Below are 21,107 nucleotides of genomic sequence, written 5' to 3' on the forward strand. Positions count from 1 at the left end.
CTTGCGGCCCCGTTGCGGCAGGCCCGACGCGGACTTGTGGACGCCTAACCCAAGCGAAAGCCGGCGAACTTGTTGAAGCCTCTCGCGAAAGCTAGGCTATTCACGGCTTTTCGCATATGCTCAAAGGCGTGCGCATTCAACGAGAAGAAGATCGCCATTCCCGTGACGAGACCCTCGCATCTTTCCCGACGCACGGCTCTGAAATACGGTCTGGGCGGCGTGATCACGCTGCTCTGGACGCAGGCTCGGGCCCAGGACCCGCAAGCCCAGCCGGCAGCGCCCGCGCCGCAGGGTGAGCCGCAACCGGCCGCCGCGCCGGCTTCCCCCCCGATTCATGTCGATCTGAACGCCTTCTCCTTCGACAATCTGTCGGCGGCGATGCGCAATCGCGCGGCCCAGCCCTATCAGGATCCCGGCAACGAACTGCCCCAGGTGATCCAGGATCTCGACTACGACCATTACCGGCGCATCCTGTACCGGCGGGACCGGACCGTCTGGGCCAACGAGCCGCTGAACTTCCAGATGCAGGCCTATTTCCCAGGCTTCCTCTACAAGGCGATCACCCGCATCTATGTGGGCGACGGCACGCATTTCCAGCCGCAGGTCTTCTCGGGCGCCGATTTCGAATTCCTGGCTCCGCTCGATCCCTCGCTCTTTCAGACCATCCAGCTTCCTGGCGTGGCGGGTTTCCGCCTAAACTATCCGCTCGACCGGCCCGATCTCTTCGACGAACTGGTCTCGTTCCTCGGCGCGTCCTATTTCCGCGCGCTCGGCATGAACAACCGGTACGGCCTGTCGGCCCGTGGTCTCGCCATCAACACGGCGACCACCACGGCGGAAGAGTTCCCGCGCTTCACCTCCTTCTTCATCGTGAAGCCGCAGCCCACCGACGAGACGGTGCAGATCTTCGCCGAGCTGGAAGGCCCGAGCCTGACGGGCGCTTACGCCTTCCTGCTCAAGCCCGGCCCGCAGACGGTGATCGACGTCACCGCGCGCCTGTTCTTCCGCGGCGAGGTGGAGCGGCTGGGCGTCGCGCCGCTGACCTCGATGTTCTATTTCGGGGAGAACGACCACAGCAAGCGCGAGGATTTTCGTCCGCAGGTGCATGACAGCGACGGCTTGTTCATCCTGCGTCCGAACGGCGAGCGCCTGTGGCGTCCGCTCAAGAACCCGGACGATCTCGCCCTGTCCTATTTCACCGAAGCCTCGCCGAAAATGTTCGGCCTGCTGCAGCGCGATCGCGACTTCTCCCATTACGAGGATGTCGAGGCCCATTACGAGCTTCGCCCCTCGCTCCTGATCGAGCCGCTCGGCGACTGGGGCCGGGGCAGCGTCCAGCTGGTGGAAATCCCCACCAATTCCGAGGTGAACGACAATATCGTCGCCTTCTGGGTGCCGGAAGAAAAGCCCAAGGCCGGCTCGCAGTTCGAGTTCCGCTACCGGATGCACTGGGGCTCGATGACCGAGATGCAGAGCCATGTCGCCGTGGTCGGCGGCACCTATGCGGGCGTCGGCGGCAACGGGGCCGACACGGCGGACACAAATCTCTGGCGCTTCGAAATCAATTTTGAGGCCGGCACGGCGCAGAACCTGCCGCTCGACGCGATGGTCGTGCCGATCGTCGATGTGCCGGCCGATGGGGCACGCCTCGTTCATAGCGGCGTGTCGCGCCTGCCGGGCGGCGGCTGGCGCTTGTCGATCGAACTGGAAAAGCTGAATGCCAGCCCGGTGGAGCTGCGCGCCAAGCTCTCCTTCAACCAGCGCATCATCTCCGAAACATGGTTGTACCAATGGACGGGCCGTCCGTGATCTCGCGCAACCCGTCCCTTGCGCTTCCGGGCGAGGCCGAGCGGTTCTTCGACTCCCGCCCCGTCGGCTATCTCGTCGGCCGGCCGGACCTTTCGGAGGAGGAGGTTCTGGCCGCCATCGCCGAGCGTCTGGCCTTCGACGGGCGCACCGGGCCGGAGCCGCAGGTGGTGATCGAGGCAGCGCGGCTGGGCAAGCGCAAGGCGCTGGCCTTTCTGCGCAAGCTGGTGCTGCCGCAGCCCCGCTCGCCGCTCGCCATGCCCGTGCGGCCCATCCTGCGCGAGCATCTGACCCATGGGGTCGGCGAAGGCCATTGAACGCATGACGGCCGGGACCAACCTCCCGGCCGAGCCATTTCATCAGACCATGGCGTCACGGGCGGATGTTGCATCCGTCCTGGCGCCGGAGACGGGCCGGCGCGCCTCTCATGATTCCGTCAAGGTCTCGTGGTGATGTCGCCGCCCGCACGAGATCCTTGTCAGCGAGCGCGTCCGTGATCGTATTGGGTAGATTCTTCTTCGCGCTGTTCGCGCTGCTCCTGGCCGTCGTGGCCGGCGTCCTGTTCGCCGTGGTGATCACGGCCAATGGCACGACCTGGCTCCATGTGGTGCAGGTGCTCTTGCTGATCGTCTGCTGCCTCTGGCTCGCCTGGGGCTTCAACACGGCGGTGGTCGGCATCTTCTCGCGCCGAGGCCGGCGCTGGACGGCAGCGCCCGACGGGCGGCGCTCGCAGAGCCGCACGGCTATTCTCATGCCAGTCTACAACGAGGACGCCGACGCCGTTCTGGCGCGCGTCGCGGCCATGATCGAGGGCCTCCAGGCGATCCGCCGGCTCGACAATTTCGACGTCCATATCCTCTCGGACTCCACCAAGGCCGAGGCCGTCGCTGCCGAGCGGCGCGCCACCTTCTCCGTCGCGGCCGCGCTGGAAGCGGGCAGCCATCTCTATTATCGCAACCGCAAGAAGAATATCGGCCGCAAGGCCGGCAACATCGCCGACTTCGTGACCAATTGCGGCGGCGCTTACGACTATATGCTGATCCTCGACGCCGACTCGCTGATGCGGCCCGAGACCATGCTCGAAATGGTCGCGCGCATGGACGCCGATCCCGAGCTCGCCCTTTTGCAGACGCAGCCGCTCATCATCGGCCGTCGCACCCTGTTCGGCCGCGCGCTGCAATTTTCGGCGGCGCTCTATTCGCCCGTCTTCTCGCGCGGCATCGCCTCGCTGCAGGGGCGCGAAGGTCCGTTCTGGGGCCATAACGCGATTATCCGCACCCGCGCCTTCGCCGATCATTGCGGCCTGCCCAATCTCTCGGGCAAGCCGCCTTTCGGCGGGCACATCCTCTCCCACGACTTTGTGGAAGCCGCGCTTCTCGCGCGCTCCGGCTTCAAGGTCCGCGTGGACCCCGATCTCCAAGGCTCCTTCGAGGAAGCGCCGACCAATCTGATCGAATATGCCAAGCGCGACCGGCGCTGGTGCCAGGGCAACCTTCAGCACGGGCGTCTTGTCCCTGCGCCCAACATCCGGTTCTGGAGCCGGGTGTCGATGATCTCCGGCATCATGGCCTATGCGGCCTCGCCGATCTGGCTCCTGTTCCTGATCGTCAGCCTTCTCGACCCTATCCTCAGCCCCGCGCCGAACTATTTCCCGGCCGATTCGCTGTTTCCCGTGTTCCCGCAGCCGGAGACCGGCAAGGCGCTGCTCCTGCTGCTCGGCATCGTGCTCCTGCTTCTTCTGCCCAAGACGCTGATCGCCTGCTACACGGCCTTCACGCGCCGCTCCACGGCCTTCGGCGGCCTGTTCACCGTGCTGCTCGGCGGCGGCGTCGAGCTTGTCCTGACCAGCGCGCTCGCCCCGATCATGATGATGTTCCAGTCCAAGGCGGTGGCGGAAATCCTGCTCGGCCTCGACAGCGGCTGGCCGTCCACCGACCGCGACGACGAGGGCCTGCCGCTGAAAACCGCCTTCCAGGCCTCCTGGTGGATGGTGATCGCCGGTGCGGTGCTCTTGTTCCTCACCTTCTTCTATGCGTTCGAGCTGTTCTTCTGGGTCTGTCCGATCGCCATTCCGCTGCTGATCGCGCCGCTCTTCATCTCGCTTTCGGGCGACCCTGCCTTGGGCGACTTCGTTCGCAAGACGAGCGTCTTCGCAACGCCCTTCGAACTCGATCCCGAGCCGGTCATCCGCTCGTCGGAGAAATGGCGCCGCCGCCTGACCGACGAGACCATCGGGCGCGAACCGAACATCACGAAGGACTCCAGCGCTTCGCCCTTGCCACCGGCGGCCATCGCCACGGCCTGATCGAAGCCATATCGAGGATCGCGCGCCGGGCGGGGCCCTCCCCGTCCGGCGTTTTCGTTTGGGCCTGCGCCAAATCCAAGACGCCCCCGCACGCCGTCTTGCCCGCTTTGTTTGGTTGACTGCGGGAAGATGGCGTTCAGAAACGGTTCAGCTGGCCGACCTTAATCCTAAGTCTATATGACCGATGGGTCTCACCCACCCATCGCATCGGCGGATGAAGCGAGTGAACAGCCGGAAGGCCGGGTCGCTCGCGGGTGCAGTCGGAAGGTGCGGGAAAGCTCCCCGAGCGAAAGAGCTGTCTGGCCTTGGACGAAGGCGGCACGCGAAGCGACCGGCGAACAGCCTGCCGCAGGCATGACGGCGGATCGTTCGCTGGCCAGGCTTGACGCGCGGCGACGGCTTCGCCACGCAGAGAATGGAATGGCAGGGCATGACATCGGCAAGGGTTGGAGTATCGGGCACGGCACGCGATCATCGCGTCGACTTCTTTCGCGGCTTCGCCCTGTTGACGATCTTCATCAACCACGTGCCGGGCGTGATGTGGGAGCACCTGACCTCGCGCAATTACGGCTTTTCGGATTCGGCCGAGCTTTTCGTGTTCCTGGCCGGCTTCGCCTCGGCCTTCGCCTATGGCCGGTCCTTCCTTCAGGGCTCGGCGCTGGTGGCGAGCCTCAAGGCGTTGCGCCGCGCTGGCACGCTCTATCTCGTCCATATCACGCTGACGATGATTACCGTCTCGCTCTTCGCCCTGGCGGCCATGACGACAGGTGACGGGCGCTATCTCATGGAGCTTGGCATCGGTTATTTCGTGACCCAGCCGATCGAGACGCTGGCCGGCGTTGCGACGCTCATGCATCAGCTCGCCTATCTCAACATCCTGCCGATGTACTGCGTCATCCTCTTGATGCTGCCTGCCATGCTGGCGCTGGTGCGCCGCTTCGGCGTCTACGGGCTTTTGATCGTCTCCGCGACGCTCTGGGCCGTGGCCGGCACGACGGGCTTCAACCTGCCGAACCATCCCAATCCCGGCGGCTGGCAGTTCAACCCTTTCGCCTGGCAGATGGTCTTCGCCATCGGGCTGGCGGCGGGTCTTGCCAAGGCCGGCGGGCGGGCGCTCGTCGCCTATCATCCGACGCTCTACGCCGTCGCGCTCACCTATCTCTTCCTGTCCTTCCTGTTCGTGGAGTTCCAGCTCTGGCACTGGTCGGCCATGGTGCCCGGCCCCTTCCTGATGACGGGCTTCGACAAGACCTTCGTCACGCTGCCGCGCCTCATGCATCTGGCCGCGCTGGTCTATGTCTTCGTTCATGCGCCCTATGGCTCGGTCTTCCGGCGCATCGGAGCCGCGAACCCGCTCTGCCTGATTGGCCGGCATTCTCTACCGATCTTCGCGACGGGCACGATCCTGTCGCTGCTCGCGCAGATCCTGCGCCTGCATCGCGAACCCTCGTTCTTGTTCGATACGCTGCTGATCGCAACCGGCCTTGCGCTTCACTACGCGCTCGCCCTGTTTCTCGAATGGTGGCGCGGCGTCAGCCAGACGGGCAAAGCCAAGGCCGTCGCACCGGCGCGCCCTGCAGTGGCGGAGCCCGTCGCGCCGCCCGCCTCGCTCGGCCGGGCCGGCTGACCGCTCACGCGAATGCGCGAAAGACAGGCACTCGGCGCGGTCGTCTTTTGCGGGGGATGGGCTATAAGGGCGGCCAAACCGACCTTCGGGAAAGGCCGAGCATGAAGGACCAGCATCACCCCTTCTTTCGCCCGCTATGGCGGCGCGTCGTCACCGTCGCGGTCTGCTTCGTCTGGGCGGGGGTCGAGCTTTATGCCGGCAGCCAAACCTGGGCGCTGATCACGGCGGCGATCGGCGCCTACGGCATCTGGATCTTCTTCATCACCTATCAGCCGATGGACGAGCCGCCGGGCAGTTCGGGCGATCGGTCGCCGCACTGATCCCTCCCCTTCTCGACGCCCTCACAAAACGGCTCCGCGCCCTCTGGCGCAAAGGCGGCGCCGCATTCATTCTTCACCCAACTCAACGGCAGGATAGGTCTTCATGAGCCTGAAGTTCGGAACCAGCGGCCTGCGCGGTCTCGTCACCGATCTCGTCGGCGAACCCAGCTATCGCTATACGCTCGCCTTTCTGCGGGTGATGAGCGAGCGCGGCGCGCCGAAGCGGGTCGTGATCGGCCGCGACCTGCGCGCGAGCAGCCCCGAGATCGCCGGCCTTGCCGCAGCCGCCGCGCGGGACGCCGGCTTCGAGCCGATCGACGCCGGCGCGGTGCCGACACCGGCGCTCGCTTTGGAAGCGGCCCGGCTCGGCCTGCCCGCCGTCATGGTGACGGGCAGCCATATTCCCGAAGACCGCAACGGGTTGAAATTCTATGGGCTCAAAGGCGAGATCACCAAGGCCGACGAGACGGACATTCTCTCCGCCTTCGAAGCGCTCGGCCCCGTGGCAAGCGAAAGCCTGACGCCCCCGGCCGGGATCGCGAGTTCGGACGCGCGCGCGCGCTATCTCCAGCGCGCGGTCGATGCCTTCGGCTCGGAAGCGCTCAAGGGCGCGCGCATCGGCATCTATCAGCACAGTTCGGTTGCACGCGATATTCTGGCCGAGGCGGTCGAGGCGCTGGGCGGCGAGGCCGTGCCCTTCGGGCGGGCCGATCACTTCATTCCCGTGGACACCGAGGCCCATCGCCCGGAAGACCTCCAGATCTTGAGCGAGGCGGCGGCCGGCGGTTTCGACGCGATCCTCTCCACCGATGGCGATGCCGACCGGCCGCTCATGGCGGACGAGCGCGGCGAGGTGATCCGGGGCGATGTGCTCGGCCTGATCGCCGCCGGCACGCTCGGCTTCGACACGATCGTGACGCCCGTCACCTCCGGCTCGGCTTTGGAAAGCTCCGGCCTCGTGGACAAGGTTCTGCGCACCCGCGTCGGCTCGCCCTATGTGATCGCCGGCATCGAGGAAGCCTTGGCCGAGGGGCGCAAGGGCGTCGCCGGGTTCGAGGCCAATGGCGGCTTCATTCAGGGCACGGACGCGATCGTGGACGGACGCACCATTCCCGCCCTGCCGACGCGTGACGCGCTGCTTCCGCTCCTCTGCGCGCTGGTGGCGAGCCGCAAGGCGGGCGTTCCGCTCTCGGTTCTGGTGGAGCGCGTCGGCGCCAAGCCCGCCGCCTCGCACCGGCTTCAGAACGTGCCGGGAGAGAAGAGCGGCGTATTCCTGGCGCGGCTCGCCGAGGACGAAGGCTTCCGCGCGAGCTTCTTCGAAGGGCTGGGCCAGCCCGGCGCGGTCAACCGTCTGGACGGTGTTCATGTCACGCTGTCGGGCGGCGAGACCATGCATTTCCGCGCCTCGGGCAACGCGCCCGAGCTTCGCTGCTATGCCGAGGCCGCGACGCCCGAGGCCGCCAAGGCGCTGGTGAACGAAGGGCTGGAGCGCGCCGCCCGCGCGCTCTGAGCTTTTTCCTTCGCCGGAAACGAAAAAGGGCCTCCCGAGGGAGGCCCTTTCTTTTGGGAGAGGACGCGCCGCTCAGTTGCGGGCGTAGATGTCCTCGATGCGCACGATGTCGTCTTCGCCCGTATAGGAGCCGACCTGCACTTCGATGAGCTTCAGGTCGATCTTGCCGGGATTGTGCAGGCGGTGCGTGCAGCCGATCGGCAGATAGGCGGCCTCGTTCTCGTGGAAGAGTTTCACCGTGCCGTCCACCGTGACCTCGGCCGTGCCGCGCACGACGACCCAGTGCTCGGCGCGGTGGTAATGACGCTGGAGGCTAAGGATGCCGCCCGGCTTCACGCAGATATGCTTGACCTGGAAGCGCTCGCCGATGTCGATGCGCTGATACCAGCCCCAGGGGCGGTGGATCTTGTGATGCTGCCCGGCTTCCGGCCGGCCTTCGCTATGGAGCTTGGCCACCAGCGTCTTGACCTCGGCCGCCTTGTCCTTGGAGGCGACGAGCACAGCGTCGGGCGTCGAGACGACGACGACATTGTCGAGGCCGACCACCGTCGTCAACACCTCGTCGGAGCGCACGAAGCTGCCCGTCGTGCCCAGCACCGAGACCGGGCCTTCCAGCACGTTGCGGTCGCCATCCTGCGACTTGATGTCGTAGAGCGCGTCCCAGGAGCCGACATCCGACCAGCCGAAGGAGGCTTTCAGCACGCCCGCGCGCGCGGTCTTTTCCATCACCGCATAGTCGATCGAGATGCGCGGGGCGCTCGCGAAACGCTCGGCGTCGAGGCGCAGGAAGTCCAGATCGCGTTGCGCGCCATCCACCGCCCCTTCCGCCGCCTTCAGCGTGTCGGGCGCGTTGGTGGTCAGTTCTTCGACCATGAGCGCCGCCGGGAAGACGAAATTGCCGCTGTTCCAGCTGTAGCCTTCGCGAATGTAGTGCTCGGCCGTCTCGGCATTGGGCTTCTCGGCAAAGCGCGACACCTCGAACAGGCGGCCGCTGTCGTCCAGCGGAGCGCCCGGCGCGATATAGCCATAGCCGGTCGCGGGCCAGCTTGGCTGAATGCCGAGCATCATGATGCGCCCGCCGCGTGCCGCCTCGGCGGCGGTCAGGCAGTCGCGCGTGAAGGCTTCGCCGTCGCTGATCACATGGTCGGCGGCCAGAACGAGACAGACGGCATCGCCATCGCGCCGGCCGGCGATCACCGCGCCGACGGCGACGGCCAGCGCCGAATCCCGCCGCTCGGGCTCCAGCACGATGTCGGCCTCAATGCCGTTGCGCGCCAGTTGCTCGGCGACCGTGAAGCGGAAGTCGGAGTGAGTGACGACGATGGGCTTGGCAAAACGCGGGCCGACGACGCGCAGCATCGTCTCCTCGAACGTCGTGCGCCCTTCGCCCAGGAGGGAAACGAACTGCTTGGGCATCGTGTCGCGCGACACGGGCCAGAGGCGCGTCCCGGAGCCGCCGGCAATGATAATGGGATGCACAAGGGTGCTCATAAATTTCCTTTCGGGTGATGATCACCGGCTACCGATAGGGTTATGTGGTGCTTCTTGTGCGCGACCTGCTTCCGCAACGCAACAGACTGAGCCGTTATTAGCACGGTCTTAGTCTTTTGCGGTAAACGCCATCGGACCAACCGAGAAAGAACAGGCTTGACCTCATCCGTCAGGGCTGCTTCCGTTCGGAAAATTTTAACTATAATACTAGCCTTTCCCGACATTTAAGATTACCCCAACAGCCTTACGGCGAGAATGAGGGCGACCCGGCGCGCTTGGGCTCGGGTCGATCGGGATTGCGGCTTTCCATGAATGCGATCGAGCGCGTGCGCGGCACGGTCTGGGCCGGGTTGGCGGGACTGATGGGCTTCACCTTCGTGGTGAACCTCCTGCTTTTGACCCAGCCCGTCTACATGCTTCAAGTCTATGACCGCGTTCTCTCGTCCGGCTCGGTCGATACGCTGATCTATATCTCGATCATGGCGGCCTTGGCGCTGGCCTTGCTCGGCGTTCTCGACGCGGTGCGCAACGCCATCGCCAGCCGCCTCGGCGCGCGGATCGAGGTGGCGGCCGCCAACGAGGCGATGATCGCCTCCATGAACGGGCCCCGCGCGGGCGTCGGCGACACGCAGCCGCTGCGCGATCTCCAGACCGTGCGCGGTTTCGTCGGCGGGCGCTCGATCTTCGGCTATCTCGATCTGCCCTTCTCGCCCCTCTTCATCGGGCTTTTGTGGTTTCTCCACCCGGCCCTGTTCTTCCTCACCCTGTTCGGCGCCGTGGTTCTCGCCATCCTCGCCTATTGCAACCAGCAGGCCTCGGCCCGTGCCGCGACCGTGGCGAGCGAGAACTCGATGGCCGCGATGTTGTCGGCCCAGAGCTTCGTGCGCAATGCCGAAAGCATCCGCGCCATGGGCATGATGGAGAACACGATCGACGCCTGGGGCGCGTCCGAAGCGCGTTCGCTCGCCGCGCAGGACCGCATGAACCGCACCAATGCCTGGTTCGCGGGGGCCTCCAAGGCGTTTCGCCTGGGACTGCAGATCGCCATTCTCGGCACGGGCGGCTATCTCGTGCTGCAGCGCGAAATGTCGGGCGGCATGATCTTCGCCTCCTCGCTGATTTCCGGGCGCGGCCTTCAGCCGATCGATCAGGTGATCGCCGGCTGGAAGCAGTTCGTGGAAACGCGCAAGGCTTGGGAGCGTCTGCAAAAGGCGCTGTCCAGCGCAGCTCCCCGCCCCAAGGCCACCGAGCTTCCCGAGCCGACCGGCCTGGTGACGATCCAACAGCTTGTCGTGCTCGCCCCGCATAATCCCGCCGCCGAACCCCTGCTGAAGCGCGTCTCAGTGCAGATTCCGGCCGGCACCTGCATGGTCGTGGTCGGCCCGTCGGGCGCGGGCAAATCGACCTTCGCGCGCACGCTGATCGGCGCCATGCCCATCCATGCAGGCTCCGTCAGGGTGGACGGCGCCGACATCCGCAACTGGGACCCCGAACAGCTCGGCCGGCGCGTCGGCTATCTCGCGCAGGACGTCGAAATGCTGCCGGGCACCGTGGCCCAGAACATCGCCCGCTTCGAACCGGACGCCGCCGATGCCGAAATCGTGGAAGCGGCCAAGAAGGCGCAGGTCCACGACCTGATCCAGCGCCTGCCCAAAGGCTACGACACACTGCTGGGGCCTGCGGGACATCAATTGTCCGGCGGCCAGCGCCAGCGCGTCGGGCTGGCCCGCGCCTTTTTCGGCGGTCCGCGTCTTCTGATCCTGGACGAGCCAAACGCCCATCTCGACAACGAGGGCGACATGGCCCTCGAACAGGCGCTGCGCAACGCGCAAAGCGACGGCGTGACCGTTCTGCTCGTCACCCAGCGGCGCAATGTCGCGGAACTAGCCGACAGCATCATGATCCTGCGTGACGGAGCGATCGACGATGTCGGCCCCAAGGCCGATGTCTACGCAAGGCAGGCTGCCCGCCGAAAGGCGGAGGCCGACCAGCGCGAGGGCGAAGCCCGCCGCCGCATCGAATCCATGGTGGTGAAGGGTCAGTTTGGCCAAGGTCAGGCGCCGACCAGCGCGCAGGGAGGGATGCAATGAGCGAGGCCCGCACGACCCCACGCATCGCCGGCCCCAGCGCCCCGCGCGCCCGTCCGCCGCGTGCCCATTGGGCCGACGCGGTGCCCACCCAGTCGCGCAAGCTGACGCTGGCGGGCCTTGCCCTGTCGGGCTTGTTCCTCTGCGGCTTCGGCGTCTGGGCCACCACAGCTCCCCTCTCGGGCGCGGCGATCGCCCACGGCTTCGTGGTCGCGGCCGGGCGCAACCTCCAGATCCAGCATCTGGAAGGGGGCATCGTCTCCGAAATCCTGGTGCGCGAGGGCGATCGGATCGCGGCCGAGCAGCCGCTCTTCCGCTTCGAATCCTCCTCGGCCGGGGCGCAGCGCAACCGGCTGCGCAATCAGCTTCTGTCGCTGGAAGCACGCGCCGCGCGTCTCTCGGCCGAGCGCGACGGCGCGCCGGACCTCGTGTTCCCGGCCAAGCTCCGGCAGCAGCCGGACGACGCGCCGCTCGCCAATGTCCTGTCCGAGCAGATGAAGGAATTCACCACCAAGCTCGAAGGCCATCGGCGCGAAGTTGCGATCATCGGCCAGCAGATCGCCGCGCTGAGCGAGCAGATCCAGGGCCTTGGCGAGCAGAAAAGCGCCGCCCAGGAACAACTGGCCGTGGTCAAGGAAGAGCTGAAGCGTCGCAAGGCTCTGCTCGAAAAGGGCCTCGCCAACCGGCGCGAATATACCGACTTCCTCCTGTCGCAGGCGCAGCTCACCGGCCAGATCGGCGAGTTCGGCTCCAGCGTTCTGTCGGCCAAGACCCAGGTCGAGGAAAAGAAGGAGCAGATCGCCCGGCTCCAGAGCAAGCGCGTGGAAACCGCTGCCGCCGAGCTGAACGAGACGCGCGCGCGCATCGCCGACGTGGACGAGCAGTTGCAGGCCGCCGAGGCCGTCTTGGAGCGCGTCACCGTGCGCTCGCCGAGCGCGGGCGTCGTGGTCAAGGTCAATTACAACGCCAAGGGCGCGGTGGTCTCGCCCGGCCAGCCCATGGCCGAAATCCTGCCGACCGGCGAAAACATGATCGTGGAAGCGCGGCTGACCCCGCAGGACATCGACGCGGTTCATGTCAACCAGCATGCCGATCTGCGCTTCACCGCGCTGAACCGCCTGACGCCGACCGTGGACGCCACCGTGACTTTCGTTTCGCCCGACCGGCTGGTGGATCCGCGCACCGAGCAGCCCTACTACGTCGCACGCCTGCGCCTGTCGGACCATTTGCCGCCCGGCGTCGCCATCGCGCAGATCTATCCCGGCATGCCGGTCGAGACCTACATCAAGACCGGCGAGCGCACCTTCCTCGAATATCTCCTGAAGCCTCTCGAGGACAGTTTCAGCCGCGCCTTCCGCGAAACCTGACGACGCTCCCGCGCGCTTCGCAGAGGCGTGGCGGGTGTTCGCTTAGAGCCGGGGGCAAAACCCTGCGGGTCGATCCGCCGGGTCCTTGCGCCCCCGATCATCGTTGCCGATGCTTGGCCCTGCGCTGCATCGTCTGCGCTCGGCGCCTCGTCGGCAACGCAAGTCCCTCGCCGGCTTTCCGCCGCAGGGTTCTGCCCCCGGCTCTTAACCCAAAATGCACGCTCTGCTTGCCGCGCTGCGGCAAAGCCTCTAGCTCTGGCGCCAGCGTGGCTGGGGAAAGGCGACAAGCATGACGGTTCTCGTGACGGGCGGTGCCGGTTACATCGGCAGCCACATGGTCTGGAATCTCGTCGATGCCGGCGAGGACGTGGTGGTGATCGACCGCCTGTCCACCGGCTTCGAATGGGCAGTGCCCACGGAAGCGCGGTTGCAGGTCGGCGACATCAACGACCAGCCCTTCGTGGAGCGCGTGATCGCCGAATTCGGCGTCACCGAGATCATTCATTTCGCCGGTTCGATCGTCGTGCCGGAATCCGTCTCCGATCCGCTCGGCTACTATCTCAACAATACGGTGGCCAGCCGTGCGTTGATCGAAAGCGCGGTGCGCTGCGGCGTGAAGCATTTCATCTTCTCTTCGACTGCCGCCGTCTACGGCTCGCCGCGCCAGATGCCGGTGCAGGAAACGCAGCCGCCCGCGCCCGAATCGCCCTATGGCACGTCCAAATGGATGACGGAGCTGATGCTGCGCGACACAGCCGCGGCTCATCCGCTGACCTTCGCGGCGCTGCGCTATTTCAACGTGGCGGGCGCCGACCCCAAGGGCCGCACCGGCCAGTCCACCAAGGGCGCGACCCATCTGATCAAGGTCGCGAGCGAGACCGCGCTTGGCAAGCGGACCCATATGGATGTCTACGGCATGGACTACGACACGCCGGATGGCACCTGCGTGCGCGACTACATTCATGTGAGCGATCTCGCCGACGCTCATGCGCAGGCCCTGCGCTATCTGCGCGGCGGAGGCGAGTCGCTCATCGCCAATTGCGGCTATGGCCACGGCTATTCCGTGCTTCAGGTTCTCGATACGGTGCGCCGCGTGGTGGGCAAGGAGTTCGACGTGCGCTTCGCAGGCCGACGGCCGGGCGATGCGACCTCGATCGTCGCCGATGCCTCGATCGCGCGCGAGCGCTTCGGCTGGACACCGCGCTTCGACGATCTCGACCGGATCGTCGCCGATGCCCTGTCCTGGGAAGAGAACCTGTCGCGTCGCAACGCGCGCTGACGTTTTGCTTACGGCCTGTCCGCCGGCCCGGCGTCGGCGGACAGGCCCTGAGGCACAAGACCCTGCCGCCCTATCAAGCGCTTCTCTTCGGGCGGGATGGGCGTGAGGCGTGAAGGGTCGCCCGCCTCGAACGGGCGTGGCAGAAGCACGCTGAGATTGAAGCGTCTGATATCGGCACGCTCCTGTTTCAGCGAGAGTTTTGCGCCTGCGACCTCCGCCTCGAAGGTCTCGAACGCGGCGACCTTGGCCAGCAGCGCCTCGCCCGGCGCGCGCCCGACCCGCGACAACAGTTCCGCAAGAACGACAGCGACGTCGCGCCCGGTATCTGCGGCTTTCGCTTCGTCATGGAGATTGGCCTTCACACGGACGTCGAGCGCATTGTCATCGTCGTCCCTCGCGCTGCGGGCCATGGCAAAAAGACGTGTCGGCGGCCCGTCGCCGGGGCGCGGATAGGTTCGCTCCATCGCGCATTCCTCGCGCCCGCTGCGGGGCGCAGCCCCAGCGCGATCCGTTTTCCATCCCAGTTCTTTCAAGCGGGCGCAGATTTCGCCGGGCGCGATGCCCTGCCTCGGCTGGAAGGTGAAGGTCATCCGAGCCAGTTCCAGAGGACGAAACCAGCGCCGCTGCTCCGCGAGCGTCAGGCTAGGCCCAGGCGCGGGCGGTGGAGACGGTGTGGCCACCGGGATCAGCATCGGCGCGCGAACGCTATGCGACACGACAGGACCGGAGGCCTCGCGGTTGCGATGCCAAAGCTGGAGCGCGGCGAGTGCGCCGCCCAGAAGCGCTACCAAAACCAGAAGCCGCACGAACATGGCGCCCGCGGCCGAGTCCCGTAAGGCGCGAAAGGTCTCGAACAAGAGGGATGCGCTCTTTCGTTTGGAGTTCGCTGACCTTTATATCACCCCAGCGGCGCCGCGACAGCGGGCTGTGAACCGGGGACAGGACCATTCGGCGGAGGGCGAGCGAGCGATTGTTTCTGCCGGCAAGGTGCCGGGCGCAGGCCGTGCAGCGCATGAGCGAGCACCGGCAACGATGCGAGGCGGGAACAAGACACGGTCCGCCGACCCGAAGGGTTCTGTCCCCGGTTCTTATCTCCCGTGACGTGGCCCGACCTTCGAGCCGAGCCGGCGAAAGGATCATCATGAGGTATGTCGCACTCCTGCCTGCAGTGCTCGCGCTGCTCACGATCTTTCCCGTCGGCCAGCTTCACGCCCAAGCCGTGCGCCAATGCGAAGCCGGCGATACCGCCTGCCGGCAGAACGCGCGCCGGACGAATTCGGGCGGTGTTTCCGCGCCGCGCCCGGCCTCGCGCGCACTGCGCCAAGGCAGCGACGGCACGCTCGCGCCGCGCACCGGCCGCTATCGCGAAAACGGCCTTTATGGCTCGGGACAGAACAAGGGTTGCGACAGCCAAGCCGTGCGCTCGCGTCAGCGTTCCGGTCTCGTTCCCAATTGCTGAGAGCTTGTTCGGCCTCTCGCCCGGTATGCCAAATCAGCCTGGGCTGACACGCGCCACGGCAAGGGATGGGAACAGAGACGGCGGGACCGCCCCTTCCTGGCTGCCCGAAGCGCCCGACGCAGCCAGGAACTGGCCGTCAGTCGTCCCGGTTGGAAAACCGGCTCCAGAGATCGGGGCGGCGCTCGCGTGTCAGCCGCTCGGCCTCGGCGCGCCGCCAGCGCTCCACCGCGCCATGATCGCCCGAGGTGAGAACCTGCGGAATCGAGCGCCCTTCCCACAGAGCCGGGCGCGTATAATGGGGATGCTCCAGCAGCCCGTTCTCGAAGCTTTCGGTTTCGCCGGAGGAACTGTTGCCCATGACGCCGGGCAGAAGGCGCACCACGGCGTCGAGCAGCACGAGCGCCGCCATCTCGCCGCCCGAGAGAATATAATCGCCGATCGAGACTTCGATCAGGCCGCGCCCTTCGATCACGCGCTCGTCCACGCCTTCGAACCGTCCGCAGACGATCACGGCCCCCTCCCCTCCAGCGAGGTCGCGCACGAAGCCCTGCGTCAGCGGGCGGCCGCGCGGGCTCATCAGGAGCCGGGGGCGCGGATCGCCCTCGGGGCTCGCAGCGTCGATGGCGCGGGCCAAAACATCGGCCCGCAGCACCATGCCGGGCGAACCGCCGGCGGGCGTATCGTCCACTAGACGATGCCGCCCCTCGCCGAATTCGCGGATGAAGGTCGTCTCCAGCGTCCAGTCCCCACGCTGCAAGGCACGGCCGGCGAGCGACGTGCCGAGCGGCCCGGGAAACATCTCGGGGTAAAGCGTGAGGATGGACGCACGAAAGACCATGACGCTCAGCCGAACGCTTCGACGGAGGCGACGTTGACGATCTGAAGCGTCACGGCGGCACCGCCGGCTGCGTCCAGCGCTTCATGCCATGCGCCGACGTGAGCGGCCTTGGTATGGGCGGTCAGGGTTTCGCGGCTGTCCCATTCCTCGTAGATGCGCACGAGACCGGGCTCCGAGACATCCCGCGCGAAGGCATAGACGTTGCAGCCGGCCTCCTGGCGCGTCGCCTCGATCAGGCGGCGCATGGGTTCGGCCAGAGCGTCGAGCGCCTGATCCGTGGTTTTCAGCGTACCTGACACGATGATCATGATGAATCCTCCCTCGCCCTCTTGGGCGGGTCAGCGATAATGCGCGACGCGGGGGATGGCAACGCGCCGGGGGATGCGCCGTGGAGCCGGGCTTACGCCTCGGTGGGCTTGTCCTCGGTCTCGCCATCCTCGTCGCCTTCGCCCTCGCGCGCCTCGACGGCGCCCGACAAGCCGGCGGCGACGGGCTCGACCAGGATGAAGCCGAGATCGAGATCGACCTCCGGCACGGCCGTCTCGGTGAAGGGGATCATCACGCTGGCGCCGCCGTCGGGAGCGATTTCCAGAATGTCGCCCGCGCCGAAATCGTGGAAGGCCACGACTTCGCCGATCACGGTTCCGTCCGTCGTGCGCGCGACGAGGCCGACGAGATCGGCCTGATAGTACTCGTCCTCCTCTTCGTCCGGCAGGGCGCTGCGATCCACGAAGAGGTCGGTGCCGTTCAGCCGTTCGGCGGCGTTGCGGTCCTTCACCTCGGCAAAGCGAACCACCACGACGTTCTTCTGCACCCGCGCCGATTGGACGGTGAAGCGGCGTCCGGTGCCGTCGAAGAGCGGGCCATAGGCGCCTAGATCCTCGCGGTCCTGCGTGAAGGATTTGACGCGCACTTCGCCCTTGATGCCATGCGCGCCTCCCACGGTGCCGAGAAGAACGGGATCGGACGGCGCTTGGGGATCGGACACGGGGCAGCGAACTCGCGAAGGAACGGAAGATCGGCCAGCCTGCCCGAGGGCATTGGAACTGGCCAGTTCAAAAAACTCCAGAGATCGTTTGACCGCGCGAACGGGCTTCGTCAACCACGGGCCGCGAATCGTCCGGCCGAAAACCCGTCAGGACATCGCCCCACGCCGATCCTGATGGGTCCGTTCATAGAAGCGCCGCTTCACCTGATACATCAGAAGATCGGCCCGGCGCGCCACCTCCTCCAGCCGCTCGCCGGGCCGCATGGTCGCAACGCCCATGGACAGCGACAGGGCTTCGCCGGGATAGAACTGGTTGTTAACCTCGCAGAGTTCCTCGATCGAGGCCATCAGCATCTCCGCCTCGGCGGCTCCCGCGCCCGGCATCAGCACGGCGAACTCGTCCCCGCCGATGCGCGCGGCGGTCCAGGGACGGCTTACGGCTTCCGTAAAGACCTCGCCCGCGCGACGCAGAAGCGTGTCGCCGGCGGCATGGCCAAGTTGGTCGTTCAGCGCCTTCAGCCCATTGAGATCGGCCACCAGCACGCTCACGGTTTCCGTGCGTCGGCGCTCGATGCGGTTCATCTCGTCGTTGAAGAAGGAGCGGTTGTAGAGCTTGGTCAGAACGTCGTGCTTGCCGAGATATTCGAGATAGGCCTCCGCCTTCTTGCGCGCGGTGATGTCGGTCAGCGCGATCTGAACGAGCGACCAATCCCTCTCATGCCCCGGCAGGACGTCGAACTGAAGGACGAAATGCATCTCCTCGCCCTCCAGCGAGTAGTTCACGACCTCGCGGCTCTGGAAGAGCTTGCCGTTCCAGAGATCGATGAGCTGCTCCTGAAAGGGCTGCAGCATCCGGTCGCGGAACACGTCGCCGAGGCGCGACAGGAGCGTGTCGAGATCGGGCGCGCGGAAGAGCTGGAGCGTCTGGCGGTTGACCGAAAGAACGCGGATTTCGCTGGCGCAGCGTGTGACGAAATCGGGATGCACTTCGAGAAAGGTGCGAAAGTCGGACACGCCGGTCGCGCGCACGTCTTCCAGAAGCTCGCGAATGGCCGAGAAGTCTTCTACCCAGAGCGAAACCGGCGAGTTCTCGAAAAGCGCCGTCGCATAGACCTCGCTCTCGGCGAGCCGCCGCCGCGCGCCCTCGCGCTCGCTCACGTCTTCGGTCGCGACCAGAACCCGGTCCCAGGTGTCTTCGTGGCCGGGCAGGATGCGGCCCTTGAGCTGGATGTCGAGCGGGCGGCCGCTCAATGTATGGTTCACGGCGGAACTGGTGAACTCGGGCGAGCCGCTCGCGATCTGAACGATCTCCTCCAAATGGTTTTCCAGCATCGCGCCCTGGAACACTTCGCCCAGCCGGTTGACGAGTTCGGCCGTGTCGCGCGCTTCGAACAGGCGCAGGGTCGCGGGGTTCACGTCGATGATGCGGATCGCTTGCGCCGAGGCGCGAACCCGGGTGAGATCGGCTGAGAGAAAGGCGCGGGGATCGTCCATCCCTTCCGCCCGCCATTGGTCCACGAGCCGGCGGATGCCGCTCCAGTCCTCCAGCCAGAGAGGAATCGGGGCAAGGGCGAACAGGTCCATCGGCATCAGTCTCCCAACGAAGCGCGGATCGAACGGCGAAGGCGGACCGCGGGCAAGCGGCATCCGCCGAGAGTCTGATGCGCGCCGCTTCCGGCCATGGCCAAGCCGACTCGCTGCCCCACGAAAAAGGCGCGCTGGAAAGCCAGCGCGCCTTACTTTTACAGTCGAGATGTTAAGAGATCGGTCAAGCGACCGCTCCGAAACCTTACTCGGCCGAAGCTTCGGCAGCGGCCTGCTCGGCGGCGGCGCGGGCGTCTTCCTCGCGCTGCTTGCGCTCGGCTTCGCGCTCCTGGGCCTTCTTGCCCGGCAGGCCCTTCTTGAGGTTCTCGCGCGACGGACGGTTCACGATGCCGGCCTTGTCGAGGAAGCGCAGCACGCGGTCGGTCGGCTGAGCGCCTTCACCGAGCCAATGCTTGATGCGGTCTTCCTGAAGGGTGACGCGCTCGGCGTCCTTCGGCAGCATCGGGTTCCAGGCGCCGACCGCCTCGACGAAGCGGCCATCGCGCGGCGAACGGGCGTCGGCGACGACGATGTGGTAGTAGGGGCGCTTCTTGGAGCCGGCACGGGCGAGGCGCATCTTGAGAGGCATGGGTTTGTCCTTTGTTCTTGATCCCGGCGCCTTTTGAGGCCGCGCCGTGGTGTCTGACAGTTGAGTTGGTGTTGCGAAGGAGAAGCCGGCGCGCCGGCCTCTATCGTTTCTTGCCCGGAAGACCGGGAAGCTTGGGAAGGCCAGGCAAGCCGGGAAGCCCACCGCCGCCAAGGCCGGGAGGCAGGCCGCCAGGTAAGCCGCCCATTCCCCCGAGGCCACCCTTCTGAAGGGACTTGGCCATTTCCTCGAGCTGCTTGGGGTCCATCTTGGAGAGGTCCGGCATACCGCCGCCGAGACCGGGCGGAAGACCCATCTTGGAGCCGAGGCCACCCATGAGCTTGCCCATGATGCCGGCGCCCTTGCCGCCCTTGCCGCCCATCGCCTTCATCATGTCCGCCATCTGGCGGTGCATCTTGAGAAGCTTGTTGATGTCGGCCGAATCCGTGCCCGAGCCCGCCGCGATGCGCTTCTTGCGCGAATGCTTGAGCAGGTCCGGGTTCTCGCGCTCCCATTTCGTCATGGACGAGATGATCGCGAGCTGGCGCTTGAGCAACTTGTCGTCGAGACCGGCGGCCGAGATTTGGTCCTTCATCTTGGCCATGCCGGGCATCATGCCCATGACGCCGCCCATGCCGCCGAGCTTCTGCATCTGGCCGATCTGATCGGCCAGATCGTTCAGATCGAACTTGCCGGACTGCATCTTCTTGGCCATCGCCGCGGCCTTTTCCGCGTCGATGTTTTCGGCGGCCCGCTCGACCAGCGAGACGATGTCGCCCATGCCGAGGATGCGGTCGGCGATGCGCGCGGGATGGAAATCCTCCAGCGCGTCCATCTTCTCGCCCGTGCCGATCAGCTTGATCGGCTTGCCGGTGACGGCGCGCATGGAGAGCGCCGCGCCGCCGCGCCCGTCGCCATCGACGCGGGTCAGGACGATGCCCGAGATGCCGACGCGCTCGTCAAAGGAGCGGGCGAGATTCACCGCGTCCTGACCGGTCAGCGAATCGGCGACCAGCAGGATTTCATGCGGGGCGGACTTGGCCTTGATCTCGGCCATTTCCACCATCAGCGGCTCGTCGATATGCGTGCGGCCGGCCGTGTCGAGAATCAGGACGTCGTAACCGCCGAGGCGGGCGGCCTGCGCGGCGCGGGCCGCGATCTCGACCGGGTCCTGACCCGCGATGATCGGCAGGGTGGCGACGCCCGTCTGCTCGCCCAGAACCCGCAACTGCTCCTGCGCGGCCGGACGGCGCGTGTCGAGCGAGGCCATGAGGACGCGCTTCTTCTGGCGCTCCGTCAGGCGCTTGGCGATCTTGCCCGTTGTGGTGGTCTTGCCCGAGCCCTGCAGGCCGACCATCATGATCGTGACCGGCGAGGGCGCGTTCAGGTCGATCGCCACCTGATCGGAGCCGAGCGTCGCCACCAGCTCGTCATGAACGAGCTTGACCACCATCTGGCCGGGCTTGATCGACTTGACGATCTCGGCGCCCACGGCCTTGGAGCGCACGCGGTCGGTGAAGGAGCGCACCACTTCCAGCGACACGTCCGCTTCCAGAAGCGCCCGACGAACCTCGCGCAGCGCGGCCGACACGTCGGAGTCCGACAGCGCGCCGCGGCCGGTCAGGCCGTTCAGGATGGACCCGAGGCGGTCCTGAAGGGATTCAAACATCGCATCGTCCTTGTTCTTCCGACCGGCGGAAGAATGGGAACCGGAAGCGCTCCTTCCAAGCCGCAGCGCCAAAGCGGATCGCACCCGCGGGCGAATCTCGCTGGCGGATGGGGACCTCCATGCGGCTCGGCAAACGAGGGACATGGTCGGCGGATTGCGGTCGGAACGGTCGCAAGGTTTGGGTCTTTAAG

At 66.3% G+C, this 21,107-nt stretch carries 18 protein-coding genes; 10 read left to right on the top strand and 8 right to left on the bottom strand.

Going from position 1 to position 21,107, the window contains the following annotated elements; all coding sequences use genetic code 11:
- Positions 1 to 162 precede the first annotated feature (162 nt).
- The 6 genes from AUL36_RS17685 to AUL36_RS17710 all read left to right on the top strand — a co-directional run bounded on the left by AUL36_RS17685 (position 163) and on the right by AUL36_RS17710 (position 7,568).
- Positions 163 to 1,809 (top strand): glucan biosynthesis protein, encoded by a 1,647-nt coding sequence (locus AUL36_RS17685; RefSeq protein WP_244493534.1) that lies wholly within the window; start codon positions 163 to 165, stop codon positions 1,807 to 1,809.
- The gene (locus AUL36_RS17690) at positions 1,791 to 2,123 is read left to right on the top strand and encodes a hypothetical protein (RefSeq protein ID WP_058635220.1); all 333 of its coding nucleotides are present in this window, start codon (positions 1,791 to 1,793) and stop codon (positions 2,121 to 2,123) included. The genes AUL36_RS17685 and AUL36_RS17690 overlap by 19 nt, the downstream gene beginning before the upstream one ends.
- Positions 2,124 to 2,233: 110 nt before the next feature.
- A complete protein-coding gene (mdoH, locus tag AUL36_RS17695; protein ID WP_082655915.1) occupies positions 2,234 to 4,111 on the top strand; it encodes a glucans biosynthesis glucosyltransferase MdoH in 1,878 nt (625 codons plus the stop codon).
- 430 nt (positions 4,112 to 4,541) lie between these two features.
- Complete coding sequence (locus AUL36_RS17700) at positions 4,542 to 5,738, top strand: OpgC family protein (RefSeq protein ID WP_082655926.1); 1,197 nt, start codon at positions 4,542 to 4,544, stop codon at positions 5,736 to 5,738.
- Positions 5,739 to 5,839: 101 nt separating this feature from the next.
- The gene (locus AUL36_RS17705) at positions 5,840 to 6,058 is read left to right on the top strand and encodes a hypothetical protein (RefSeq protein WP_062223018.1); all 219 of its coding nucleotides are present in this window, start codon (positions 5,840 to 5,842) and stop codon (positions 6,056 to 6,058) included.
- A 103-nt stretch (positions 6,059 to 6,161) separates the two neighbouring features.
- A complete protein-coding gene (locus tag AUL36_RS17710; RefSeq protein WP_062222833.1) occupies positions 6,162 to 7,568 on the top strand; it encodes a phosphomannomutase in 1,407 nt (468 codons plus the stop codon).
- 72 nt (positions 7,569 to 7,640) lie between these two features.
- On the opposite strand, the gene AUL36_RS17715 is transcribed toward AUL36_RS17710, so the two are convergent.
- Positions 7,641 to 9,059, bottom strand: a complete 1,419-nt coding sequence (locus tag AUL36_RS17715) for a mannose-1-phosphate guanylyltransferase/mannose-6-phosphate isomerase (protein ID WP_062222835.1) — start codon at positions 9,057 to 9,059, stop codon at positions 7,641 to 7,643.
- A gap of 308 nt (positions 9,060 to 9,367) precedes the next feature.
- Between AUL36_RS17715 and AUL36_RS17720 the strand changes: the two genes are divergently transcribed.
- The 3 genes from AUL36_RS17720 to galE all read left to right on the top strand — a co-directional run bounded on the left by AUL36_RS17720 (position 9,368) and on the right by galE (position 13,792).
- Positions 9,368 to 11,149 (top strand): type I secretion system permease/ATPase, encoded by a 1,782-nt coding sequence (locus AUL36_RS17720; RefSeq protein ID WP_058635223.1) that lies wholly within the window; start codon positions 9,368 to 9,370, stop codon positions 11,147 to 11,149.
- Complete coding sequence (locus AUL36_RS17725) at positions 11,146 to 12,513, top strand: HlyD family type I secretion periplasmic adaptor subunit (protein WP_062222836.1); 1,368 nt, start codon at positions 11,146 to 11,148, stop codon at positions 12,511 to 12,513. The genes AUL36_RS17720 and AUL36_RS17725 overlap by 4 nt, the downstream gene beginning before the upstream one ends.
- A 289-nt stretch (positions 12,514 to 12,802) precedes the next feature.
- Positions 12,803 to 13,792, top strand: a complete 990-nt coding sequence (galE, locus tag AUL36_RS17730; protein ID WP_062222838.1) for a UDP-glucose 4-epimerase GalE — start codon at positions 12,803 to 12,805, stop codon at positions 13,790 to 13,792.
- 8 nt (positions 13,793 to 13,800) lie between these two features.
- On the opposite strand, the gene AUL36_RS17735 is transcribed toward galE, so the two are convergent.
- On the bottom strand, positions 13,801 to 14,649 hold the full coding sequence (locus AUL36_RS17735; RefSeq protein ID WP_062222840.1) for a DUF6030 family protein: 849 nt from the start codon (positions 14,647 to 14,649) through the stop codon (positions 13,801 to 13,803).
- 284 nt (positions 14,650 to 14,933) lie between these two features.
- On the opposite strand from AUL36_RS17735, the gene AUL36_RS17740 reads away from it, so the two are divergent.
- Positions 14,934 to 15,251, top strand: a complete 318-nt coding sequence (locus AUL36_RS17740) for a hypothetical protein (protein WP_156418449.1) — start codon at positions 14,934 to 14,936, stop codon at positions 15,249 to 15,251.
- A 136-nt stretch (positions 15,252 to 15,387) separates the two neighbouring features.
- Here AUL36_RS17740 and trmD read toward each other — a convergent pair whose 3' ends face one another.
- The 6 genes from trmD to ffh all read right to left on the bottom strand — a co-directional run bounded on the left by trmD (position 15,388) and on the right by ffh (position 20,916).
- On the bottom strand, positions 15,388 to 16,089 hold the full coding sequence (gene trmD / locus AUL36_RS17745) for a tRNA (guanosine(37)-N1)-methyltransferase TrmD (RefSeq protein ID WP_062222843.1): 702 nt from the start codon (positions 16,087 to 16,089) through the stop codon (positions 15,388 to 15,390).
- Between the two features lie 5 nt (positions 16,090 to 16,094).
- A complete protein-coding gene (locus tag AUL36_RS17750) occupies positions 16,095 to 16,397 on the bottom strand; it encodes a putative quinol monooxygenase (protein WP_062222845.1) in 303 nt (100 codons plus the stop codon).
- A gap of 92 nt (positions 16,398 to 16,489) precedes the next feature.
- Positions 16,490 to 17,077 (bottom strand): ribosome maturation factor RimM, encoded by a 588-nt coding sequence (rimM, locus tag AUL36_RS17755; RefSeq protein WP_062222848.1) that lies wholly within the window; start codon positions 17,075 to 17,077, stop codon positions 16,490 to 16,492.
- 147 nt (positions 17,078 to 17,224) lie between these two features.
- Positions 17,225 to 18,661, bottom strand: a complete 1,437-nt coding sequence (locus AUL36_RS17760) for a sensor domain-containing diguanylate cyclase (RefSeq protein ID WP_244497161.1) — start codon at positions 18,659 to 18,661, stop codon at positions 17,225 to 17,227.
- A 205-nt stretch (positions 18,662 to 18,866) separates the two neighbouring features.
- Positions 18,867 to 19,250 carry a 30S ribosomal protein S16 gene (gene rpsP, locus AUL36_RS17765; RefSeq protein WP_058601906.1) on the bottom strand — a complete coding sequence of 128 codons (384 nt, stop codon included), beginning with the start codon at positions 19,248 to 19,250 and terminating at the stop codon, positions 18,867 to 18,869.
- 100 nt (positions 19,251 to 19,350) lie between these two features.
- Positions 19,351 to 20,916, bottom strand: coding sequence for a signal recognition particle protein (gene ffh, locus AUL36_RS17770; RefSeq protein ID WP_062222850.1), 1,566 nt, complete (start codon positions 20,914 to 20,916; stop codon positions 19,351 to 19,353).
- Positions 20,917 to 21,107: the final 191 nt, after the last annotated feature.

The organism is Aureimonas sp. D3 (assembly GCF_001463805.1).
Taxonomy (GTDB): Bacteria; Pseudomonadota; Alphaproteobacteria; order Rhizobiales; family Rhizobiaceae; genus Aureimonas; species Aureimonas ureilytica_A.